Source organism: Bacillus alveayuensis, assembly GCA_030812955.1.
GTDB classification, from domain to species: domain Bacteria; phylum Bacillota; class Bacilli; order Bacillales; family Aeribacillaceae; genus Bacillus_CB; species Bacillus_CB alveayuensis.
Window position 1 is genome coordinate 884765 of sequence record JAUSTR010000001.1, and the last position, 20834, is coordinate 905598.

The following is a 20834-nucleotide window of genomic DNA, read 5'->3' on the forward strand; positions in this document are numbered from 1 at the left end:
TTTTTTGTTGAAAACTTACCAATCGATGAAGGAAGGTGGTGACTAGTAGAAAAGAAAAATGTTTGATATGATAAGATCTAGGAGAGACAAAGCTGGAAATGGTTCGACGTAATATACATAACCGCATTCATGACATAAAAAACAATTGTCCCATAGCACAAGCGTTGATTATCCATTATTTTACTTAAACATACAGAATCGTATGGCAGAAAAGCTAGAAATAGAGCCATCTCAACTGGTTATTATTGGTTAATCAACACGTCTGGTCCCATAGCATTTTTCATCATAAACGTTACTGAAAACAGAGTAAGAAAATTTGAATGCCTTTAGTTTATGTTTCCGAATCATCCAATGCAGCATATCGTGAAAAAATATTGTCAATAGGAAGGAACATCAAGATGTATCAATATTTACGCCACGGAAAAAAACTTTCTCTTATTGTCGAAAAGGTGGAAGAAAAAATAAAAGATATTCATACGCAAATTGACCGCAAAGTCGAAGCGAACCAATTTCGTGTTTTAAAAAGCTTTCAAAAATTTAAAGTTAGTGATAGCCATTTTAACCCTTCAACTGGCTATGGATATGATGACATCGGCCGTGATACATTAGAGAACATTTATGCAGATGTTTTTGGCGGGGAAAGTGCACTCGTCCGTCCGCAAATTATTTCAGGTACACATGCCATTTCAATCGCTTTATTTGGCGTTCTTCGCCCTGGAGACGAACTGATTTACATAACCGGAAAGCCGTATGACACGTTGGAAGAAATCGTTGGAATTCGAGGAAATGGTACAGGTTCGTTAAAAGAGTTTCATATTGACTATAAGACGGTTGACTTAACAAATGATGGGAAAATTAACTATGAAGCTATTCAAAAAGCTATAACCAAAAAAACAAAGATGATAGGGATTCAGCGATCAAAAGGCTATGCAACACGTCCTTCATTTACGGTTTCGCAAATAAAAGAAATGATCGAATTTGTCAAGTCGATAAAGTCAGATCTAGTTGTTTTTGTGGACAATTGTTATGGGGAATTTGTAGAAGAATTAGAACCGTGCCATGTGGGAGCTGATTTAATGGCAGGATCTCTCATCAAAAACCCTGGTGGTGGGTTAGCGAAAACAGGTGGTTATATTGTTGGGAAAAAACCTTTCGTTGAAACTTGTTCATATCGGATGACATCACCTGGAATTGGCGCTGAGGCAGGTGCTTCTTTATATAGCCTACAAGAAATGTATCAAGGCTTTTTCCTCGCCCCACATGTTGTCGGTCAAGCATTAAAAGGAGCCGTTTTTACATCGGCTATGTTAGAAGAAGTTGGATTAAAAACAGACCCACATTGGCAAGCTTTTCGAACGGATTTGATCCAATCTGTTCAATTCGATCATCAAGATATGATGGTTGCCTTTTGCCAAGCAATTCAATATGCATCACCTGTGAATTCTCATGTAACACCTTATCCAAGCAATATGCCGGGCTATGAGGATGATGTCATCATGGCTGCAGGTACTTTTATACAAGGTTCTAGCATTGAGCTTTCAGCCGATGGACCGATTCGACCTCCTTATGTGGCCTATGTGCAAGGTGGTTTAACATATGAACATGTAAAAATTGCCATTTGTTATACCTTAGATCAATTAATAGAAAAGAATATTTTAAATATTTAGGAAGGGAACCCCTTTCTTTTTTGATGAAATTTTTGTGTTATAATTCCTAACATATTATTGACAATAAATATAACATTGATTTATAATAACATTAAGTTCTTCGGAAGGAGGGAGTATACATTGAGTGATCAAATTAGACGTTCCATGCCATTATTTCCGATCGGTATCGTTATGCAATTAACGGAACTTTCCGCACGACAAATTCGCTATTATGAAGAGCATGGACTCGTTTCTCCCGCAAGAACAGAAGGTAATAGAAGATTGTTTTCCTTCAATGATGTTGATAAATTATTAGAGATTAAGTCACTAATTGAAAAAGGCGTCAACATGGCTGGGATTAAGCAAATTTTTGCAGCGAAGAATGAACCATCTAATCAAGCCGTTGAACCGAAAATTGAAAAAGCTGAGAAACCTGATTTAAGCGATGCGGAATTACGAAAGCTTCTAAAAGAAGAATTATTACAAGCAGGAAGGATGCATCGAGTTACATTAAGACAAGGAGATATGTCTAGGTTTTTTCATTAATATTGTGTTTGAAAATTTTAAAAATAAATATTTATATGAAAATGGGAGGAGTTTTTGAATATGCCAACGTACACAAAAGAAGATATTTTCCGTTTAGTCAAAGAAGAAAATGTAAAATTTATTCGCCTTCAATTTACCGACATTTTAGGTACAATTAAAAACGTGGAAATTCCAGTTTCACAATTAGAAAAGGCACTTAGTAATAAAATGATGTTTGATGGTTCCTCTATTGAAGGTTTTGTTCGTATCGAAGAATCTGATATGTATTTATACCCGGATTTAGATACATTTGTCATTTTCCCATGGACAGCTGAAAAAGGAAAAGTAGCTCGTTTTATTTGTGATATTTATAATCCGGATGGAACACCATTTGAAGGAGATCCACGTAATAACTTAAAACGTGTTTTGAAAGAAATGGAAGAACTAGGCTTCACTGCTTTTAACCTTGGTGCAGAGCCTGAATTTTTCCTATTCAAACTTGATGAAAAAGGAGAGCCTACTTTAGAGCTTAACGACAATGGTGGATATTTTGACCTTGCCCCAACGGACTTAGGGGAAAATTGCCGTCGTGACATCGTGTTAGAGCTTGAAGAAATGGGATTTGAAATCGAAGCATCTCACCATGAGGTAGCTCCTGGCCAGCACGAAATTGATTTCAAATATGCAGATGCTTTAAGAGCTTGTGACGATATTCAAACATTTAAGCTCGTTGTTAAAACAATCGCTCGCAAGCATGGTTTGCATGCGACATTTATGCCAAAGCCTTTATTTGGTGTAAACGGTTCAGGTATGCACAGTAATCTTTCCCTTTTCCGTAATGGGGAAAATGCATTTTTCGACCCGAATGGAGACTTGCAGCTTAGTGATACAGCAAGACAATTCATTGCAGGTGTTGTCAAACATGCACCTGGATTTACAGCAGTCACGAATCCAACTGTTAACTCGTACAAACGCTTAGTGCCTGGATATGAAGCACCTTGTTATGTGGCATGGTCTGCGCAAAACAGAAGTCCATTAATCCGCATCCCTGCTTCACGTGGTATGAGCACTCGTATTGAAGTTCGTAGTGTGGATCCATCAGCTAACCCATACTTAGCCATGGCAGCATTACTTGCGGCTGGATTAGATGGAATAAAAAACAAATTAACTCCTCCTAAACCAGTTGACCGCAACATTTATGTGATGACAAAAGAAGAACGTATCGAAAACGGTATCGTTGACTTACCAGCAACGCTTGCAGAAGCACTTGAAAATTTAAAGAAAGACGAAGTCATCGTCAATTCACTTGGAAAACACTTATTCGAACACTTCGTTGAAGCAAAGGAAATCGAGTGGGATATGTTTAGAACACAAGTTCACCCTTGGGAGCGCGAGCAATACATTACACAATATTAATGAATAAAGCCTTGATATTCCTGGGTTTCTAGGATTCAAGGCTTTTTTTGTTTTTGAAATATATTATCAGGCATGTTGATTAACTAATAATAACCAGTTGAGATGTCTCTATTTCTAGCTTTTCTACCGGAGTCGACAAGCGAATCGCTTGCCGACTGGGCATTCTATACACATGCTCTTCTCGAACAATGAACGCCTTGTACTTTTGCCCTTTAAAATATATTACTCCACAAATTCTGCAAAATTCATTGCTATGATATAGACATCAGTTAGAGAATAAGGTGATAAGAAGGATTTTATTTGTTCTTGAGACAAATAAGTAATCTTCTATGCTAACCATTTTTCTAAACCTCTTCTGGTAAAAGTATTTCGTTTTGTTGATGGGTAAAAAGATTCAAAGTCATTAAATTTTCCGTGGCTAAGAAAGCTGGTCAGTCCCGTCGTTCTCATTTATTATACTAATATACACGATCACTTAATGGTTTTAAAATGGTAAAAGGAGGGGAGAGGACGGTGATGTTTGGAGGTTTTGCCAATATGATTGGATGATAATTTACAATTGTTTTTCCCTATTCAATTTGAGTTCATGATGAATAGTTCCGTATAAAAATAACATAAATAACATGTAGATCTTTTTCATAAAAAATGCAAAAAAAAAAAAAAAAGACGTTGTAAATTAAATGCAAGAGAAGAAAGGAGAGAAAAGAAAATGAATTGGGCTAATCTCTTAATATTGTTACTGTGTCCTTTAATGATGCTATTTTGTATGAAAGGACATAAGCATCATAAGCATCATTCTTCTGATAATCACTCCATCAGGAAATTACAGGATCAGATTGAAAAATTCAAGGCAGAAAATGAACAATTAAAGAGACAATTAAAAAGTAAATGAGTTGTGAGTAGTCAATTTAATAAGTTAGCATTCTCTAAACAGCTTAGCGGTTTCTCTGGATGAAAGCCAGTATTGGGTTGTCGACAATAGGTTATATTTATCATGTTTTTTTCAAGAAGTACACTAAGAAATGGAGGGAAGCTTAATGTTGAGTAGGAGAGACTTTCTTAGCAGATCGTTTAAAGGAGCAGCTGGATTATTTGCTGTTTCTGTATTGCCTATAGGTCTAGCTGCTTGTAGTAATGATAAGAAAAATATCGATACTAGCACTATGGCTAATCTAGGTCCTTTAATCGAATTAGAAAAGGGCGAATTTCCGAAAAAGGTGATGTATAAAGTAAAAATAAAAGATGCATGGACAGAGCAGGAAAGAGAGGGCTTTGTATATATTAATAAAAATAAGGAAGATAATTCTTTATTAATTATGTCACCAATTTGTACCCATCTAGGCTGTATAGCAACAGATGCTGAATTGGAAATGCAAAAAACGGGAATTCGATTTTATTGTCCTTGCCATGGAGGACAATATGATGAATATGGGATCAATGTAGGAGGGCCACCGCCAAGACCGTTAGATACATTCGATGTTTATATTCAGGATGGGAATGTTTATATCGCTGTACTGAGTCCGAGAAAAAGAGAAAATAAAAAGGTTAAAGACTTGTGATTAATGGGAATATTGATGTAATAAAAATGAAAACAAGTAGTAATTTTCCTATTTTTATCATAATTACGTAAATGTAAATTTAGAAAAAACAGCAGGTTACCCTACTAAACCTCCTGTTTTTTTCAGAGCGCAAGACATGGGTGTAATCTATAGGAGGAAAGTCCCGATTGAGGAGAAAGATGTAGCAGTTAGATTAATGAAATGGAGTGAAAATGTTAAGATAAATTTCTCATCTTCTTCGTCAATTGACAAATAGCCAATCTTTGAATTAATTTTTGATAACTGCTATTCATAGCCACGTTCCAGAGAAATCTATCATTTAGAAAAAAACAGGTGGTGTGCTGGCTGGAGTTTTGTATAGCGGTAACCTCTTTTTCTCAATCGTTTTAGGAATGGCCTTTGGCTTTTTAGCGGGTTTTTTGACCGGGCTGCCAATTAGTGTCATGGCCATCCTAGATGGTGTTTTTGTCAGGATTAATGGGCGGAATGATGGGAGCGATGTTAGGAGAGATGATTTTACCAGAATACCAAACGCCAATGATCCATATCATGTTCGTCATATTTGTTGGGATGGTTTGTATTGTTTTGTACATACTTCAACAAGAAACCGGTTTTAACCGTTCATCTTTTATTAGGGGTAGTACCAGCGAAGCTGTCACCACCCCTATTAACAAAATATTCCACAATCCGCTATTACTAGTAATCGTCTTTCTGCTGTTTTTCTACACCTATTACCACGTATATAATGAACTCACTCGATATAACAACGTTCCAATAAAAAATTTACCTATGAGCCCACTCTATGACCAATAATAATCGGTCTGGCTCACCGTTAAACTTTAAGATAAAGACGGAAAAAGTGGTCATGAAAGAGCCGAAAATGCTTACTTCCCTGAAAATTTCAAACTTACTATAGGATAACTCGAAACCTTAATTCTAAAAAACGGTGAAGTTGAACATAATATTCAATTCGAAAAAATGATAGCCTCTCTTTTACAACAGAGTCATCGTGGGAATCATTCAAAAAATCAAACCGTTCAAGTTCATTCTTTTCCGAGAAAAACAGCTGAAATGAAGTTCATACCTATCAAATGTAGTGTTTTTCGATTTTATTGTACTATTGCTGAACATAAAGAATCTGGTATGGTTGGATTCGTTGAAATATCTTAACAAAGTGAAGTGGCTGCCGAGATAATGCTCGGCTTTTTTTATTGTTTAGCATAGTCATGAAACTTTTTTGTATGAAAATATAATAAAAAGAAAATCATACATTAAGAAAAATAACAGTTGTTTTTTATACCTATTACCCGTATAATGTAATAAAAAGCAACTATTATAATAAATGAGGTGTTACGAGTGAATCACTGTGAAGATAACAATGTCATTTCAAAAATGGTTCCGCGAACCGAACAAGAGATTGAAAACATCATTAAGCGTTTAAAGCGTATTGAAGGGCAAGTACGTGGAGTACAAAAAATGGTCGAGGACAATCGGTACTGTATTGATATTTTAGTGCAAATTTCCGCGATTCAAGCTGCGTTAAAAAAAGTCGGATTGAACTTGCTGGAACGTCATGCTAATCATTGTATGTTGAAGGCGATTCGAGAAAATAGTGGCGAAGATTCGATTCGTGAGCTTATGGAGGTTATTAAACAATTTTCAAAGTAAAGGAGGGAATGATAGATGAGCGAACAAAAGCATGTGACATTGAAAGTGTCTGGAATGACGTGTGCCGCTTGTTCTAATCGTATTGAGAAAGTGTTGAATAAAATGGATGGGGTAGAAGCGAATGTCAATTTGGCGATGGAAAAAGCAACGATTCAATATGATCCATCGAAACAAAGCATAGCAGATTTCCAAAAGCAAATTGAGAATTTAGGATATGGCGTTATAACGGAAAAGGTGAAGCTAAATATTGATGGTATGACATGTGCGGCGTGTGCGACACGAATTGAAAAAGGGTTAAATCATATGGAAGGTGTGACAAGTGCTACAGTCAACTTGGCGACAAACAGTGCGGTTGTAGAATACAATGAAGGCATCACATCTATAGAAGATATTTTAGAGAAAATCAATAAGCTTGGGTACAAGGGGCAAATCCGAAATGAAGAACAAGATCATGCAGGTCGAAAAGAAGAGTTGCTTAAACAAAAAAAACAGCAACTCGCCATTTCGATCATTTTATCACTGCCTTTGCTTTATACGATGATTGGTCATATGCCGTTAGATATTGGCATACCGATGCCGCGCATGTTGATGAATCCGTGGTTTCAGCTTCTTTTGGCTACACCCGTTCAGTTTTACATCGGTGGTCCCTTTTATGTAGGTGCATATCGGGCATTGAGAAACAGGAGTGCCAACATGGATGTGTTAGTAGCGCTTGGAACATCGGCAGCCTATTTTTACAGCTTGTATGAAGCTTTCAAAACATTAGTAAATCCGGAATATTTGCCAAGATTGTATTTTGAAACAAGTGCCGTGCTGATTACACTTGTACTTGTTGGAAAATATTTTGAAACATTAGCGAAAGGGCGAACTACAGAAGCCATCTCTAAGCTGTTGAATCTTCAAGCCAAAGAAGCGACTGTCATCCGTAATGGGGAAGAAATAAAAGTTCCGCTAGAGGAGGTGGTGATCGGTGATACGATACTCGTCAAGCCGGGAGAAAAAATCCCTGTAGACGGTACCGTTATCGCTGGAGTATCCTCTGTAGACGAATCGATGATTACCGGTGAATCCATTCCTATTGATAAGAAGGAAGGAGACTCTGTCATCGGTGCAACCATTAACAAAAATGGTGTATTAACCATTCGAGCAGAAAAGGTCGGGAAAGATACAGCACTTGCCAATATCATTAAAATTGTCGAAGAGGCACAAGGCTCTAAAGCTCCTATTCAGCGTATGGCTGATGTCATCTCGGGTATCTTCGTACCAATTGTTGTAGGAATTGCTGTAGTTGCATTCATGATATGGTACTTATTTGTTGCACCTGGTGACTTACCAAAGGCGCTTGAGGTTGCAATCGCCGTTCTTGTCATTGCATGTCCTTGTGCACTTGGTCTTGCTACACCGACATCCATTATGGTCGGTACAGGTAAAGGGGCAGAAAAGGGAATCCTCTTTAAAGGAGGTGAATATTTAGAGGGTACACATAAGATTAATGCCGTATTACTTGATAAAACAGGAACAGTTACTAAAGGAAAACCAGAAGTAACTGATGTGCTTAAGTTCCAAGAAGACATGCTTGACTATGCTGTTTCAGCCGAGAGTGCTTCTGAACATCCATTGGCTCATGCGATTGTGGAATATGGAAAGAAACGAGCGATTTCTGTAAAGCCACTGAAGCATTTCTCCGCCATTACTGGTCATGGAATTGAAGCTGTCATTGATGGAAAAAACGTCCTTGTTGGAACGCGAAAACTGATGAAAGAACGATCTGTAGAGATTTCCATGCATGAAGAAAAAATGATAGATCTTGAAAAACAAGGGAAAACTGCCATGCTTGTTGCCATTGATAAACAGCTTGCTGGCATCATCGCTGTTGCGGATACGGTAAAAGAAAGCTCAAAATCCGCGATTCAAACGTTAAAACATTTGGGTATTGAAGTATACATGGTAACAGGAGACAACAAACGGACTGCTGAAGCGATTGCTAAGGAAGTTCATATTGATCATGTCTACGCTGAGGTACTTCCTGAAGACAAAGCAAAAATTGTAGAGGAGTTGCAAAAACGTGGGAAGCGAGTAGCGATGATCGGTGATGGCATTAATGATGCGCCAGCTCTTGCGAAAGCGGATATTGGCATGGCTATCGGCACAGGAGCAGATGTCGCTATTGAAACGGCCGATGTTACCTTGGTCGGCGGAGATTTAGCGCATATCCCGAAAGCGATTGAGTTAAGTCGCAAAACAATGAAAAACATTCGGCAAAACCTGTTTTGGGCATTGTTCTATAACAGTACTGGCATTCCTGTAGCTGCCGCTGGATTATTAGAACCTTGGATTGCCGGAGCTGCAATGGCATTCAGTTCGGTGTCTGTTGTGACAAACGCGCTTCGTTTGAAACGCGTGAAAATATAAAAAGAAAAAATATTTTAAGGAGGAAATGGAAAATGGCAATTACATTACAAGTACAAGGAATGACTTGTGGCCACTGCAAAATGGCGGTGACAAATGCTCTTAAAGAGTTAGACGGTGTAAAAAATGTAGAAGTACATTTGCAAAAAGGTACTGTGGATGTAGATTATGATGAAACGAAGGTAAGTGTAGAAAAGCTCAAAGAAGCGATTGAAGAGCAAGGTTACGATGTTAATTAAGTAACATAAAGGGGGTGTTAAAAAAGTGATCACTTTTTTAACACCCCTACAATAGTATTATAATGATATTTTACGGCATTCAACTGCGCACTCACGACAAAAATCTGCACAAGCTTGGCAGTGGGCGTCTTGGAATTTCGCACACTCCGTAGCACATGCGTCACAAATCGTTGCACAAAGTTGGCAAAACTGCTTAGCATATATGCTTCCACGGGACATCCATTGGGATGCCATAGCACAAATGTCCGCACAGTCCCGAAGTATGTTGATACAATGAGATCTGGCTTGCACATCAGCCTCTTTTAAACATGAAGTCAGGCATTCTTCACAAGCTTGCATACATTTGTTACAAGCATCAATACACGGTTGAAATTGTTGAATAGATGAATTAATAACCATTTCCATATATTATTCACTCCTTTGATTTGAATTCATTTTTATTTTTTTAAATTATAAAAAAAATAAACTGGAAATATGAGTAAAGGACAGCCACTATTATTTACTTCGAAAAGCCTTTATTCAGGTGCATTTTCTGTATCATTCTTGTTTGGTGTAAGTCCAACTTATCATCATTTATTTTACTTTTGTTACCAAAGCATGGTGCTATACAGCTTGATCCAAAAAAAAAGCTCAAACCTTACTGGTCTAAGCCCTGCATTGAAATCATTGATTATAAGGTTGAAAAATAAGATGATCCCTTCGCCGTGAATCAATTGTGTTATTAAAAAACAATTGTTTTATTTTCATAAACAATGACACGGTCTTCCAAATGCAGTTGAACAGCACGGGCAAGCACGTCGCGTTCAATCGTCCTTCCAACTCTTTTTAAATCTTCGACATTGTAGCGGTGGTTCACTTCTTTGACGCCTTGTTCAATAATTGGGCCTTCATCCAAATTTTCTGTAACATAATGGGAAGTGGCCCCGATAATTTTAACGCCTCTGTCATATGCCCGTTCATATGGTCTTGCCCCTACAAATGCCGGCAAAAAGGAATGATGTATATTAATGATATTGTATTGATAATGGCGGATAAATTCTGGTGATAAAATTTGCATGTAGCGTGCTAAAACAACGAAATCAATTTGATATTTTTGTAGCAGCTCTAACTGTTTTTGCTCTGCCTCTCGTTTATTTTCTTTATTTACAGGTATGAAATAATATGGAATTCCTAGCGACTCCACCGTTTTTTGTAAATCAGGATGGTTGCTAATGACAAGTGGAATCTCACAAAGAAAATCACCAGATTGATAGCGCCAAAGTAAGTCTAGAAGGCAATGATCTTGTTTGGAAACAAAAATAGCCATCCGTTTCACATGGCTCATATAAGAAAATTTCCATTTCATCTGAAATGAGTTTGCGATATGATGAAAATCTTTTTCAAGTTCCTCTTTCTTCATCACAATGTCCGGCAAATCAAATTCCACACGCATAAAAAACGTTCCACCTGCCGGGTCTGTTGAATATTGATCGGATTGCACAATGTTTGCCCCGTGTTCGTAAAGAAATTTAGATACTTTAGCAACAATACCTTGCTGGTCAGGACAAGTGATGAGCAATCGCGCACGATCCTTAAATTGCTGTAAAAATGTTTCATAGTTGGCGTTTATCGTCTGCAGCATAATCTTTCCTCCAACCATTTGTATTCTAAAAATTATTTATTAAGGATACTAATTGTTAACTTGATTGTCAATAAGCTAATGGCGGTCGTTTTTTCCGCCTTAAACATTTTATGAAAGGCTGTTTTCTAGGTTTAAATAAAATTTGACTCCTGCACATTGACTACATTAATATTTTTAATTATAAAAAATTTAATAAAAAACGTGTTAAGCTAAAATAGGAATGAATATTTGTGAGGTGTTCGTCATGCACATTGTATCATCTTCTGAAATGTACGCAATTGATCGATACACGATCGAACAAATTGGCATGAGTGAAGAGTCATTAATGGAAAATGCTGGACAATCAGTAGCACGTGTTTTATTGGAGCGAATTCAACCAAATGAGCGCATCGCTGTTCTGGCCGGTTCCGGGAACAATGGCGGGGATGGCATTGTCATTGCGCGAATACTAAAAAGCTATCAATATGCAACCGATTTATGGTTGATTCCCCAAAAAGAAAAAGTAAAAGGTGCAGCTAAAAAATCATTACAGATTTTTGAAAATTGCGGCTATGAAGTTAAGCATTACATAGGAAATGAACAGATGTTTATGGAACAATTGAATCAATATGACGTCATTATCGATGCTTTGCTGGGAATTGGTACAAAGGGTACATTGCGTTCCCCATTCAAAGAAATCATTGCAAAAGTTAACGAAATAAATAAACTTACTGTATATTCCATTGACCTTCCAAGCGGTATTTCAGCTGACGGAGGCCATGTGGCAGAAGCAATAAAGGCGGATGTGACAATTACGATTCAATATCCGAAGCTAGGTGCATACGTATTTCCAACAGCTGATTTTTTTGGTGAATTGCACGTTGTTGACATCGGAATTCCACCAATTTCAGTAGAAAAAAATGCCGAATATCGCCGATTGTGGAGTGAAGATGATGTTCAAAATACGCTGCCAACTAGAAAACGTTCTTCCCATAAAGGAACTTATGGAAAGGGTCTTGTCATTGGTGGTTCACTGAATATGACCGGTGCTGTTGTCATGACCGCAAAAGCAGCTTTAAAAAGTGGTGCTGGCTTATTGACAATGGCCATTCCTAATGACATCTATTCAGTTGTTGCTACATATTTTCCTGAAGTGATGTATTACCCATGTTTATCAAAGGATGGCTATTTCTCCGGTGAAATCGATATAAACCAATATGATGTTAAAGCGATTGCTGTAGGTCCTGGTATAGGAAGAAAAGACCAGATCAAAAAGATCGTTGAAGCAGCGCTCGATCTACCTGTTCCGGTTGTGATTGATGCAGATGCCTTATATTTCTGGAAGGATTATGATTCCATCATAAAAGATCGAAAGGAAGCAACCATTGTAACCCCACATCCAGGTGAAATGGCTCGGATGATCGATGCTTCTATTCACGAAATCGAAAGTAACCGCTTTAAAATATCGAAACAATTTGCCATGGAATACGGCTGCTACCTTGTGTTGAAAGGTCCATTTACGATTGTCACTACCGCAGATGGGAAGCAATACGTAAATACAACGGGAAACCCTGGATTGGCAAAAGGTGGAAGTGGCGATGTATTAACGGGAATGATACTATCTTTTATCATGCAGCATGAAAATCTTCGAGACGCTATTAATAATGCTGTATATATACATGGAAAAGCAGCAGATCATCTCATTAAGAATGGCCATTCTGAAATGGATATACTAGCAACGGATGTCATCGAAGCTCTTCCGGAAACACTTAACCATTTATATAAAAATTAAATGAGAACGAATGTTTATAGTTCAGGACGAAAGGATAGGGTGAAGGGAATATTTTTTCATGTTATTGACTTTACGAAAACCAGCCTAAAGCAAGCGTTTCGCTTGCCTGGACAGTTGAATAGCTAAGGTTGTAAAGCAGAAAAGAGCCTAAAATAAAAAGATTATTTCGAAATATATTGATGACAATATCATGTATATAATTGTAGAAATTGAAAGGGATTCACGATGTTCATAAGAAGAATGATTGGGATGATTGTTTTTTTAACTGTTTTTTTATACTGTTATATAGATGAAAATGTTGAGGCGAAAGAACAAGTGCTTCGAGTCGCAGGAGACGACTCACTACCACCCTTTTCGTATATAAATGAACAAGGGAAGCTTGAAGGATTTAGTATTGACTTATTTAACGCCATTGCCAAGGCACAAGGTATGCAGGTTGAATATATTCCAATGGATTTATCTCAATCCATGGAAGTATTAAAGAGTGGGAAAATTGATGCAGTCATTGGGATGAAATATACGGCCGAACGAGATGAACGATTTGATTTTTCTGAATACTATTTTACGATTTCCGAATCAATTGTCGTTCCAAAAGATCAAGACGAAATTAAATATTTAACAGATTTAAAAGGCAAATTAGTCGCTATTCAAAGGAACCATGTTGCCTTCAATTTATTGAAAGATGTGAGAAGAGTACATATGAATATCGCCGAAAATCAATTAGATGCATTAGAGCTTTTAATGATGGGCAGAGCCGATGCTTTTATAGGAAATAAATGGACTGCTCAATATTATTTAGAGAAACATGGAAAAGAAACAGAATATAAAATCATTGATGATCCGATTCAACCTGCCGATTATGCAGTAGCCGTGCAAGGGGGAAATACCGATCTTATAAAAGAAATTAATCATGGGCTTTTAACGATAAGAGCGAACGGAACTTATAATGACATTTATAATAAATGGTTTAATGAAGCAAATTCAAAAATGCTTCAACAAATGAAGTCCATTGTTCATCTGTTAATTTCGATTCTTGCGGGTGCCGGGATGATTTTAATCATGGGATTCGTATGGAATAAACGCTTAAAGAAAGAAGTAATGAAACAAACGAAAGCGTTAAAGGAAGCGTATCAGCGATTAGAACAGAGCCAAAAAGAAATGGCCAATCAAGGTGCTTTTAAGGAGCAGATATTGAATAATGTCCCAAATGGCATCGTAACATTTGATGTCAATTGGCATGTAACATCGATGAATAAAGAAGCCAAAAGCGTGCTTTTAACGGACGAAGAATGGCAGAATCATTCCATCATAAAGGAAGCTTTTCAAAACTATGTGAATGAAAGAGAAGAACAAATATCTGGGGAAGTAGAGTTCACTCAAAATGGAAAGGCTTACTTTATGTATTATCATTTACGTCCACTACTGAACATCAATAATGAAAAAACAGGGTTTTTGCTTATTTTTGAAAATCGGACAGAAGAAAAAAAGCTTCACGAAAAGCTTGTCATTCAAGAAAAAATGAGAGCAATTGGGCAATTGAGCGCAGGGATTGCCCATGAAATCAGAAATCCGCTCACGTCTATTAAAACATTTGTCGAATTGCTACCTATCAAGTATGACAATCCTTCTTTTCGTGAAGCAATAAAAGAGCATGTTCCTTCTGAAATTAATCGTTTAAATCAAATAATTGAAGATTTGCTGGATTATTCTCGTCCGAAAGCTCCAAAAAAAGAGTTATGTATCGTAAAAGAATGGCTTAATTCGATTTTTATTTTATTTGAACCCACGTTAAGAAAGGAAAACATTGATTTTTCCATAAATGTTGATGAGGAGCTAACAATTTATGCAGATAAGCAGCAATTAAAGCAAGTGCTAGTGAACATGATTTTAAATGCGATTGATGCGATGAAGGAACAGGAAATAAAACGACTAAAAATAAGTGCTTTTCCGAACGAAAAGTTTACGACTATTCAAATTGAGGACACAGGGCGTGGAATGACGAAACAAGAAATTGAAAAATGCTACGATCCTTTTTTTACGACAAAACCGACTGGGGTAGGTCTCGGTATGACGATATCGTTAAAGCTAGTTAAAGAAAACGGCGGTGATATCGAAATGGAAAGCCTTTATGGAAAAGGGACGACGATTCAAATCATCCTACCTCGTTCGATTGAAAAGGAGGGAGAATCGTGAACAGTATTTTAGTAATAGATGACGAAAAATCCATTTGCAGTTCATTGCAATTTGCGTTAGAGGATCATTACAAAGTTTTTACGACAACGGATCCAAATGAAGGAATTTCCATAATAAAAAATCAAGAAATTGATCTAGTATTACTAGATTTACGTTTAAAAGACATCGATGGCATGGAAATTTTAAAAGAAATCAAATCGATTGATCAAGCGATCAATGTGATTATGATGACGGCATACAGTACAATAGAATCTTCTGTTAAGGCGATGAAAGAAGGAGCCTACTATTATATTACAAAGCCGATTAATATGGAACAGCTTTTTCTTTTAATACAAAAAGCGTTTGAATATGAAAGTTTAAAGAAAGAAGTTCATCGCCTTCATCAATCATTGGATGAAAAAAATGGGTATGGACGAATGATCGGAAAAAGCAAGAAGATGGAAAATGTATACCATTTAATTGAGAAGGTAAAAGATATAGATTCTAATGTTTTGATTACTGGAGAGAGCGGGACAGGAAAAGAGTTGGTGGCCCGTACGATTCATGAACTTGGAAATCGAAAAAATGGACCGTTTGAGGTCGTTAACTGTGCCGCAATTCCTGAAAATTTATTAGAAAGTGAATTGTTCGGCTATCGAAAAGGAACATTTACCGGTGCTGTCCATGATAAAGTTGGAAAATTTGTTTCGGCAGATGGAGGAACCTTATTTTTAGACGAAATCGGGGAATTACCACTGTCTTTACAAGCAAAAATTTTACGTGTAATTCAAGAACGTGAAGTAACACCACTTGGTACGAACAAAAAAATCAAGATCAATTTTCGCATAGTATCCGCAACGAATCGAAATCTTTTTGAAATGGTGCAAAAAGGACAATACCGTGAAGATTTGTATTTTAGATTAAATGTTATCCCGATCCATCTTCCACCATTAAGGGAAAGAAAAGAAGATTTACCATTATTTATCCAACATTTTCTGGAGAAAAATAGCCAAAGAATGAATAAGCCGATCAAGCAATTATCTCGATCCGTAACAAAATTTCTTTACGAGTACGATTATCCAGGAAATGTAAGGGAATTATCTAACATTATAGAATATGCAGTAGCCCTTTCTCAAAATCATACGATTGATTTTGAAGACTTACCGCCGTTTTTAAAACATAATCATTCAGAAGCTAATGTTCAAAAGGAGGATGGAGATTACATTGTTTTTCCAATAGGGTCAACATTAAAAGAAATAGAGAAGAAGACGATTTTAAAAACGTTAGAGTATTACGGAGGTCATAGAAAAAACACAGCCGCCGTCCTAGGAATTAGTGAGAGAAGTTTAAGAAACAAATTAAAGGAATATCGTTCTAAACATTAAAAAGGGAAAAACTTTCCGGTGCGGAAAGTTTTTCCCCTTTTATATAAGGAATTTTTTTCACAACAATAGACAAATGGCTACAAATGCAGCTATTTTTCTGCAAAAAATAATTATTGAAAAAATTTTAAATTGGCATAATATTTGCTAGATTTATTGACGAATAAACAAAAAAGGGGGAAGAACGATGAAAAAGATGTTATTATTTCTTATCGTTGCTGTACTTACATTTGGTGTAATCGGATGTAGCAGCCAATCGTCAGAAGGAGGTTCAGATTCAAAAGGAGAAGAGCCAAACAAAAGCTCAGAAACTTCAAGTGGAAATCCGCTTGATGGAAAAGTATTAACCATTTTAACGGGTGGAACATCTGGTGTTTATTTTCCATTAGGAAATGCATTAGCTAAAGTTTATAACAATGTTGGTGCACAGGCTAGTGTAGAAACAACTGGCGCTTCAGCTGTAAACGCTGCCAAAATTGCGCAAAAAAAAGCAGAGATCGGTTTTGCGATGGCTGATGCGATCTCGGATGCATATAATGGCGTCGATACTTTTGAAAAAACAGGAGCTTTAAAAAACTTACGTGCTGTGTCGGCACTTTATTCTAACTATATGCAAATTGTTGCACTTAAAGAAAGTGGTATTCAATCTATAGAAGATTTGAAAGGGAAAAAGGTTGCGGTTGGTGCACCTGGTAGCGGTACAGAAATCATGGCTAGACGTGTTTTAGAAGCTGCTGGCCTAACTTATGATGATATTGAGGAGGATTTCCTTTCATTTCAGGAAGGTGTTGAGGGAATCAAAAATGGTGTAATTGATGCTGCTATTCTTTCTTCTGGTATTCCAAATGCAGGTATTATGGAACTTGCGACAACAAACGACATTGTCATCGTCAATATACCTAAAGATATTGTGACGAAACTACAAGAAGAATATCCAGCCTTTGTTTCTTCAACGATTCCAAGTGGGACATATGAAGGCCAAACTAAAGAAATTGAAACAGCGACAATAAAAAACTTGTTAATTACACATGCTGATATGAGCGATGATGAAGTTTATGAGTTAACAAAACAATTATTTGAACAAATTCAAGTATTGCGGGACACACACAATGCGGCAGAAGACATTTTACTTGAGGAAGCAACAAAAGGACTTCCACTCCCATTACACCCTGGTGCAGAAAAATACTTTAAGGAACAAGGTGTGTTAGAGTAATTGGTTAAAAGGATTTCGATTTTACTACTCATGATCATGATCATCACATCGATCTTATCATGGATTCACCTGTCCGTTGTTACAATCCGTCATCAACGGACGGGTGAACTTATATGGTCTTTTCATCCCAATAACGGAGTTTTTTCCATACAGTGGATGCATTCAGTCGAATTAGAACAATGGAGAGAAACTTTTCAAATAACAGATGATGGAAATATAAAGCTCATAGAATCAAGGTTTAGAGCATGGGGAGCTGGAGTACCTGAACATGAAGGGAAGGTATTTTATCGAGATGAAGATTGGTTTGTCATGAAGGAATTTGAAAATCGAACCTTCGAACAACTCACCATTAGCGTGTCGTGCTATGCCAATCATCGAATTATTGATCATTCGAAAAAGTATAAAATGTGCGATTGGGTCGAAGACAATACTTCTGTCGTCATTCAAAATGAAGAGTTGTCAGTACTTGCTTATTTTTATCATTTAATCTTTAAGGAGGTGTCTATATGGAAAAAATAGATCATAATAAAAGTGAAGAGATTCTTGAAAAGTTTGACGCTGAATCGAGGTTTCGGCAGTTTGATCGCGGAATTTGGAAATGGGTTATTTCAATTCTAGCAATTGGTTTAGCACTGTATCATCTTATTGCAGCATATAGTCCTTTTTTAGACGCAATGCGAAATCGTGCTTTGCATACAGCTGTCATTACGGCATTAGTTTTTTTACTATACCCTTCCTATCGAAAAGCTTCAAGGAAAAAAGTACCTTGGTATGATGTTGTTTTTGCATTATTAGCTCTTTCTACAGCAGCTTATATTTTTATCGATTATGAAGGAATTATTAATCGTATGTTTATATTTTCTCCAAGTAATGCTGATCTTATTTTTTCAGCCATTTTAATTTTGCTTGTTTTAGAAGGTGGCAGACGTATAACAGGTTGGGCATTAACGATTTTATGTGTCCTTTTTCTTGTTTATGCGTATTTTGGCAGCTCCTTTCCCGGAATTTTTAAACATAGTGGAAAGCCGTTAGATGAGCTATTAAGCTATTTGTATTTAACAACTGAAGGAATATTCGGTACGGCGATTGCTGTTTCAGCAAGCTATATCATTTTATTTATATTATTTGGTTCTTTCTTAAATGCATCTGGAATGGGCAAATTTTTTAATGATATTTCGTTAGGGCTTGCCGGTCATACATCTGGCGGACCAGCAAAGGTAGCCGTGCTTTCTAGTGGATTTTTAGGATCGATTAACGGCAGTGCATTAGCGAATGTTGTAACGACTGGTGCATTCACCATTCCAATGATGAAACGTGTCGGTTATCGTCCAGATTTTGCCGGTGCTGTTGAAGCAGCTGCCTCAGTAGGTGGACAGGTAATTCCTCCAGTCATGGGAGCCGTTGCCTTTATTATGGCTGAAACGCTCGGAATGCCATATTCGCAAATTGCTTTAGCAGCCATTATGCCAGCTATATTGTACTATTTAGGAGTTATTTTAATCGTACATTTTCGAGCAAAACGTAGAGGCTTTACAGGTTTACCTAAGGAAGAGCTTCCAAGTGTAAAAAATATTTTAAAAAACCAAGGGCATTTACTAATTCCGATAATTGTTTTAATATATTTGCTTTTTTCTGGTAAAACTCCGATTTTCTCCGCATTAGTAGCGATTGTTTTGTCCGTTGTCGTTAGCCAAATAAATAAGACAACAAGAATGGGAATAAAAGACATTTTAGAAGCGATGGAAAATGGTGTTCGCTCTGCTCTTGGAGTAGCGATGTCATGCGCAATGGTTGGAATCATCGTCGGAGTCACGACTTTAACAGGACTCGGCGGTAAATTAACACAATCGATTTTAATTCTTGGTCAAGGTAGTCTTTTCCTTACCTTGTTCTTTACAATGGTAGCCTGTATTGTAATGGGTATGGGTTTGCCTTCAATTCCAACATATATTATTACTTCATCAATGGCAGCTCCTGCATTATTGCAAATGGGAGTTCCGGCATTCGTTTCTCATATGTTTGTCTTTTACTTTGGAATACTAGCCAATATTACACCACCCGTTGCTTTAGCGGCGTTTGCAGCTGCAGGAATTGCAGATGGAAATCCGAACAAAACAGGGCTACAAGCACTTCGTCTTGCAGCGGCAGGATTTATCGTTCCGTACGTATTTGCCTATTCGCCTGAACTCATTTTAATGAGCGACAATATTCTTGATATTGTTTGGGTATCCATAACTTCTATTTTAGGAGTTATTAGTCTTTCAGCTGCTTTAGAAGGATATTTCAAAACCAATTTATCATGGCTTTTAAGACTTTTGGCTGGTACTGCTGCCATTACTTTAATTATTCCAGAAACGTTTACGGATATTATAGGTTTAAGTTTGCTTTTAGTCATTGTCATTAGCCAGTTTATGAAGCCATCTGCGAATTCAACGAAAAACACGGTTAGCCAATAGAGATGTAGAATATTGCTTAGGAAAATAAAATAAAAAGCCATGAATCCTGTTCTTAGGATTCATGGCTTTTCTTGATATTTAGACCTTTATCAGCGTATATAAAGATAATTTAATGGATCGCCCGGTAAACTCCGATGACTTTCCCCAATATCGTTACATTTTTTAAAATGATCGGCTCCATGGAAGAGTTTTCAGGCTGCAAACGAATGTAATCCTTCTCTTTAAAAAACCGCTTAACAGTAGCCTCTTCATCTTCGGTCATAGCAACAACAATATCGCCGTTTTGAGCGGTCTGTTGCTGTCGAACAATCACGTAATCACCATCTAAAATTCCTGCTTCTATCATACTATTTCCCATAATCTCAAGCATAAATACCGTATCATCACTTGAGACAAATCGTTCAGGCAATGGAAAATATTCTTCAATATTTTCAACAGCCGTTATCGGCAAACCCGCTGTTACTTTCCCGATAACAGGAACGTTGACAACATCGCTTTTCGGTATGTGGGCAGTTAGATCGTCTTCAAGAATTTCAATGGCTCTAGGTTTTGTTGGATCCCGTCGAATAAGACCTTTACTTTCAAGTCTAGACAAATGCCCATGTACAGTTGAACTAGAAGCAAGCCCCACTGCTTCTCCAATTTCACGAACAGATGGTGGATATCCTTTTTTTCTTACTTCCTCTTTTATAAAATTTAAAATTTCTTGCTGTCTTTTTGAAAGCTTTGTCATAAAATGCACCTCGGTCTCATAATA

General features: G+C 37.0%; 18 protein-coding genes. 15 read left to right on the plus strand and 3 right to left on the minus strand.

Annotated elements, in window-relative coordinates; genetic code table 11:
- The first annotated feature begins 398 nt into the window (after positions 1-398).
- The 9 genes from J2S06_RS04450 (at position 399) to copZ (ending at position 9462) form a co-directional block, all read left to right on the plus strand.
- Positions 399-1667, plus strand: a complete 1269-nt coding sequence (locus J2S06_RS04450) for a methionine gamma-lyase family protein (RefSeq protein WP_419151393.1) — start codon at positions 399-401, stop codon at positions 1665-1667.
- 120 nt (positions 1668-1787) lie between these two features.
- The gene (locus tag J2S06_RS04455; protein ID WP_419151394.1) at positions 1788-2192 is read left to right on the plus strand and encodes a MerR family transcriptional regulator; all 405 of its coding nucleotides are present in this window, start codon (positions 1788-1790) and stop codon (positions 2190-2192) included.
- Positions 2193-2252: 60 nt separating this feature from the next.
- Positions 2253-3587, plus strand: a complete 1335-nt coding sequence (gene glnA / locus J2S06_RS04460) for a type I glutamate--ammonia ligase (RefSeq protein WP_419151395.1) — start codon at positions 2253-2255, stop codon at positions 3585-3587.
- Between the two features lie 709 nt (positions 3588-4296).
- Entirely contained in the window at positions 4297-4479 is a 183-nt protein-coding gene (locus J2S06_RS04465; protein ID WP_419151396.1) for a DUF2933 domain-containing protein, read from the plus strand.
- Positions 4480-4624: 145 nt separating this feature from the next.
- Positions 4625-5146 carry a ubiquinol-cytochrome c reductase iron-sulfur subunit gene (locus tag J2S06_RS04470; RefSeq protein WP_419151397.1) on the plus strand — a complete coding sequence of 174 codons (522 nt, stop codon included), beginning with the start codon at positions 4625-4627 and terminating at the stop codon, positions 5144-5146.
- A 465-nt stretch (positions 5147-5611) separates the two neighbouring features.
- Positions 5612-5959, plus strand: coding sequence for a hypothetical protein (locus J2S06_RS04475; RefSeq protein WP_419151398.1), 348 nt, complete (start codon positions 5612-5614; stop codon positions 5957-5959).
- A gap of 543 nt (positions 5960-6502) precedes the next feature.
- Positions 6503-6814, plus strand: coding sequence for a metal-sensing transcriptional repressor (locus tag J2S06_RS04480; RefSeq protein ID WP_419151399.1), 312 nt, complete (start codon positions 6503-6505; stop codon positions 6812-6814).
- 15 nt (positions 6815-6829) lie between these two features.
- On the plus strand, positions 6830-9226 hold the full coding sequence (locus tag J2S06_RS04485; protein ID WP_419151400.1) for a heavy metal translocating P-type ATPase: 2397 nt from the start codon (positions 6830-6832) through the stop codon (positions 9224-9226).
- Between the two features lie 32 nt (positions 9227-9258).
- Positions 9259-9462, plus strand: a complete 204-nt coding sequence (gene copZ / locus J2S06_RS04490) for a copper chaperone CopZ (protein ID WP_419151401.1) — start codon at positions 9259-9261, stop codon at positions 9460-9462.
- A gap of 57 nt (positions 9463-9519) precedes the next feature.
- On the opposite strand, the gene J2S06_RS04495 is transcribed toward copZ, so the two are convergent.
- A complete protein-coding gene (locus J2S06_RS04495) occupies positions 9520-9867 on the minus strand; it encodes a four-helix bundle copper-binding protein (protein ID WP_419151402.1) in 348 nt (115 codons plus the stop codon).
- A 316-nt stretch (positions 9868-10183) separates the two neighbouring features.
- A complete protein-coding gene (gene purU / locus J2S06_RS04500; protein WP_419151403.1) occupies positions 10184-11083 on the minus strand; it encodes a formyltetrahydrofolate deformylase in 900 nt (299 codons plus the stop codon).
- Positions 11084-11327: 244 nt separating this feature from the next.
- Between purU and J2S06_RS04505 the strand changes: the two genes are divergently transcribed.
- The 6 genes from J2S06_RS04505 to J2S06_RS04530 all read left to right on the plus strand — a co-directional run bounded on the left by J2S06_RS04505 (position 11328) and on the right by J2S06_RS04530 (position 20077).
- Positions 11328-12854 carry an NAD(P)H-hydrate dehydratase gene (locus J2S06_RS04505; protein ID WP_419151404.1) on the plus strand — a complete coding sequence of 509 codons (1527 nt, stop codon included), beginning with the start codon at positions 11328-11330 and terminating at the stop codon, positions 12852-12854.
- A gap of 225 nt (positions 12855-13079) precedes the next feature.
- Positions 13080-15047 (plus strand): transporter substrate-binding domain-containing protein, encoded by a 1968-nt coding sequence (locus J2S06_RS04510; protein ID WP_419151405.1) that lies wholly within the window; start codon positions 13080-13082, stop codon positions 15045-15047.
- The gene (locus tag J2S06_RS04515; RefSeq protein ID WP_419151406.1) at positions 15044-16411 is read left to right on the plus strand and encodes a sigma-54-dependent transcriptional regulator; all 1368 of its coding nucleotides are present in this window, start codon (positions 15044-15046) and stop codon (positions 16409-16411) included. Before J2S06_RS04510 ends, J2S06_RS04515 begins: the two co-directional genes overlap by 4 nt.
- Before the next feature lie 184 nt (positions 16412-16595).
- Positions 16596-17621: a TAXI family TRAP transporter solute-binding subunit gene (locus J2S06_RS04520; RefSeq protein ID WP_419151407.1), complete on the plus strand. Its 1026-nt coding sequence runs from the start codon at positions 16596-16598 to the stop codon at positions 17619-17621.
- The gene (locus J2S06_RS04525) at positions 17622-18140 is read left to right on the plus strand and encodes a DUF1850 domain-containing protein (protein WP_419151408.1); all 519 of its coding nucleotides are present in this window, start codon (positions 17622-17624) and stop codon (positions 18138-18140) included.
- Positions 18128-20077, plus strand: a complete 1950-nt coding sequence (locus tag J2S06_RS04530; RefSeq protein WP_419151409.1) for a TRAP transporter permease — start codon at positions 18128-18130, stop codon at positions 20075-20077. The genes J2S06_RS04525 and J2S06_RS04530 overlap by 13 nt, the downstream gene beginning before the upstream one ends.
- Positions 20078-20186: 109 nt before the next feature.
- Here the strand turns inward: J2S06_RS04530 and lexA are convergent, their stop codons facing one another.
- The gene (gene lexA / locus J2S06_RS04535) at positions 20187-20810 is read right to left on the minus strand and encodes a transcriptional repressor LexA (protein ID WP_044746925.1); all 624 of its coding nucleotides are present in this window, start codon (positions 20808-20810) and stop codon (positions 20187-20189) included.
- Positions 20811-20834: the final 24 nt, after the last annotated feature.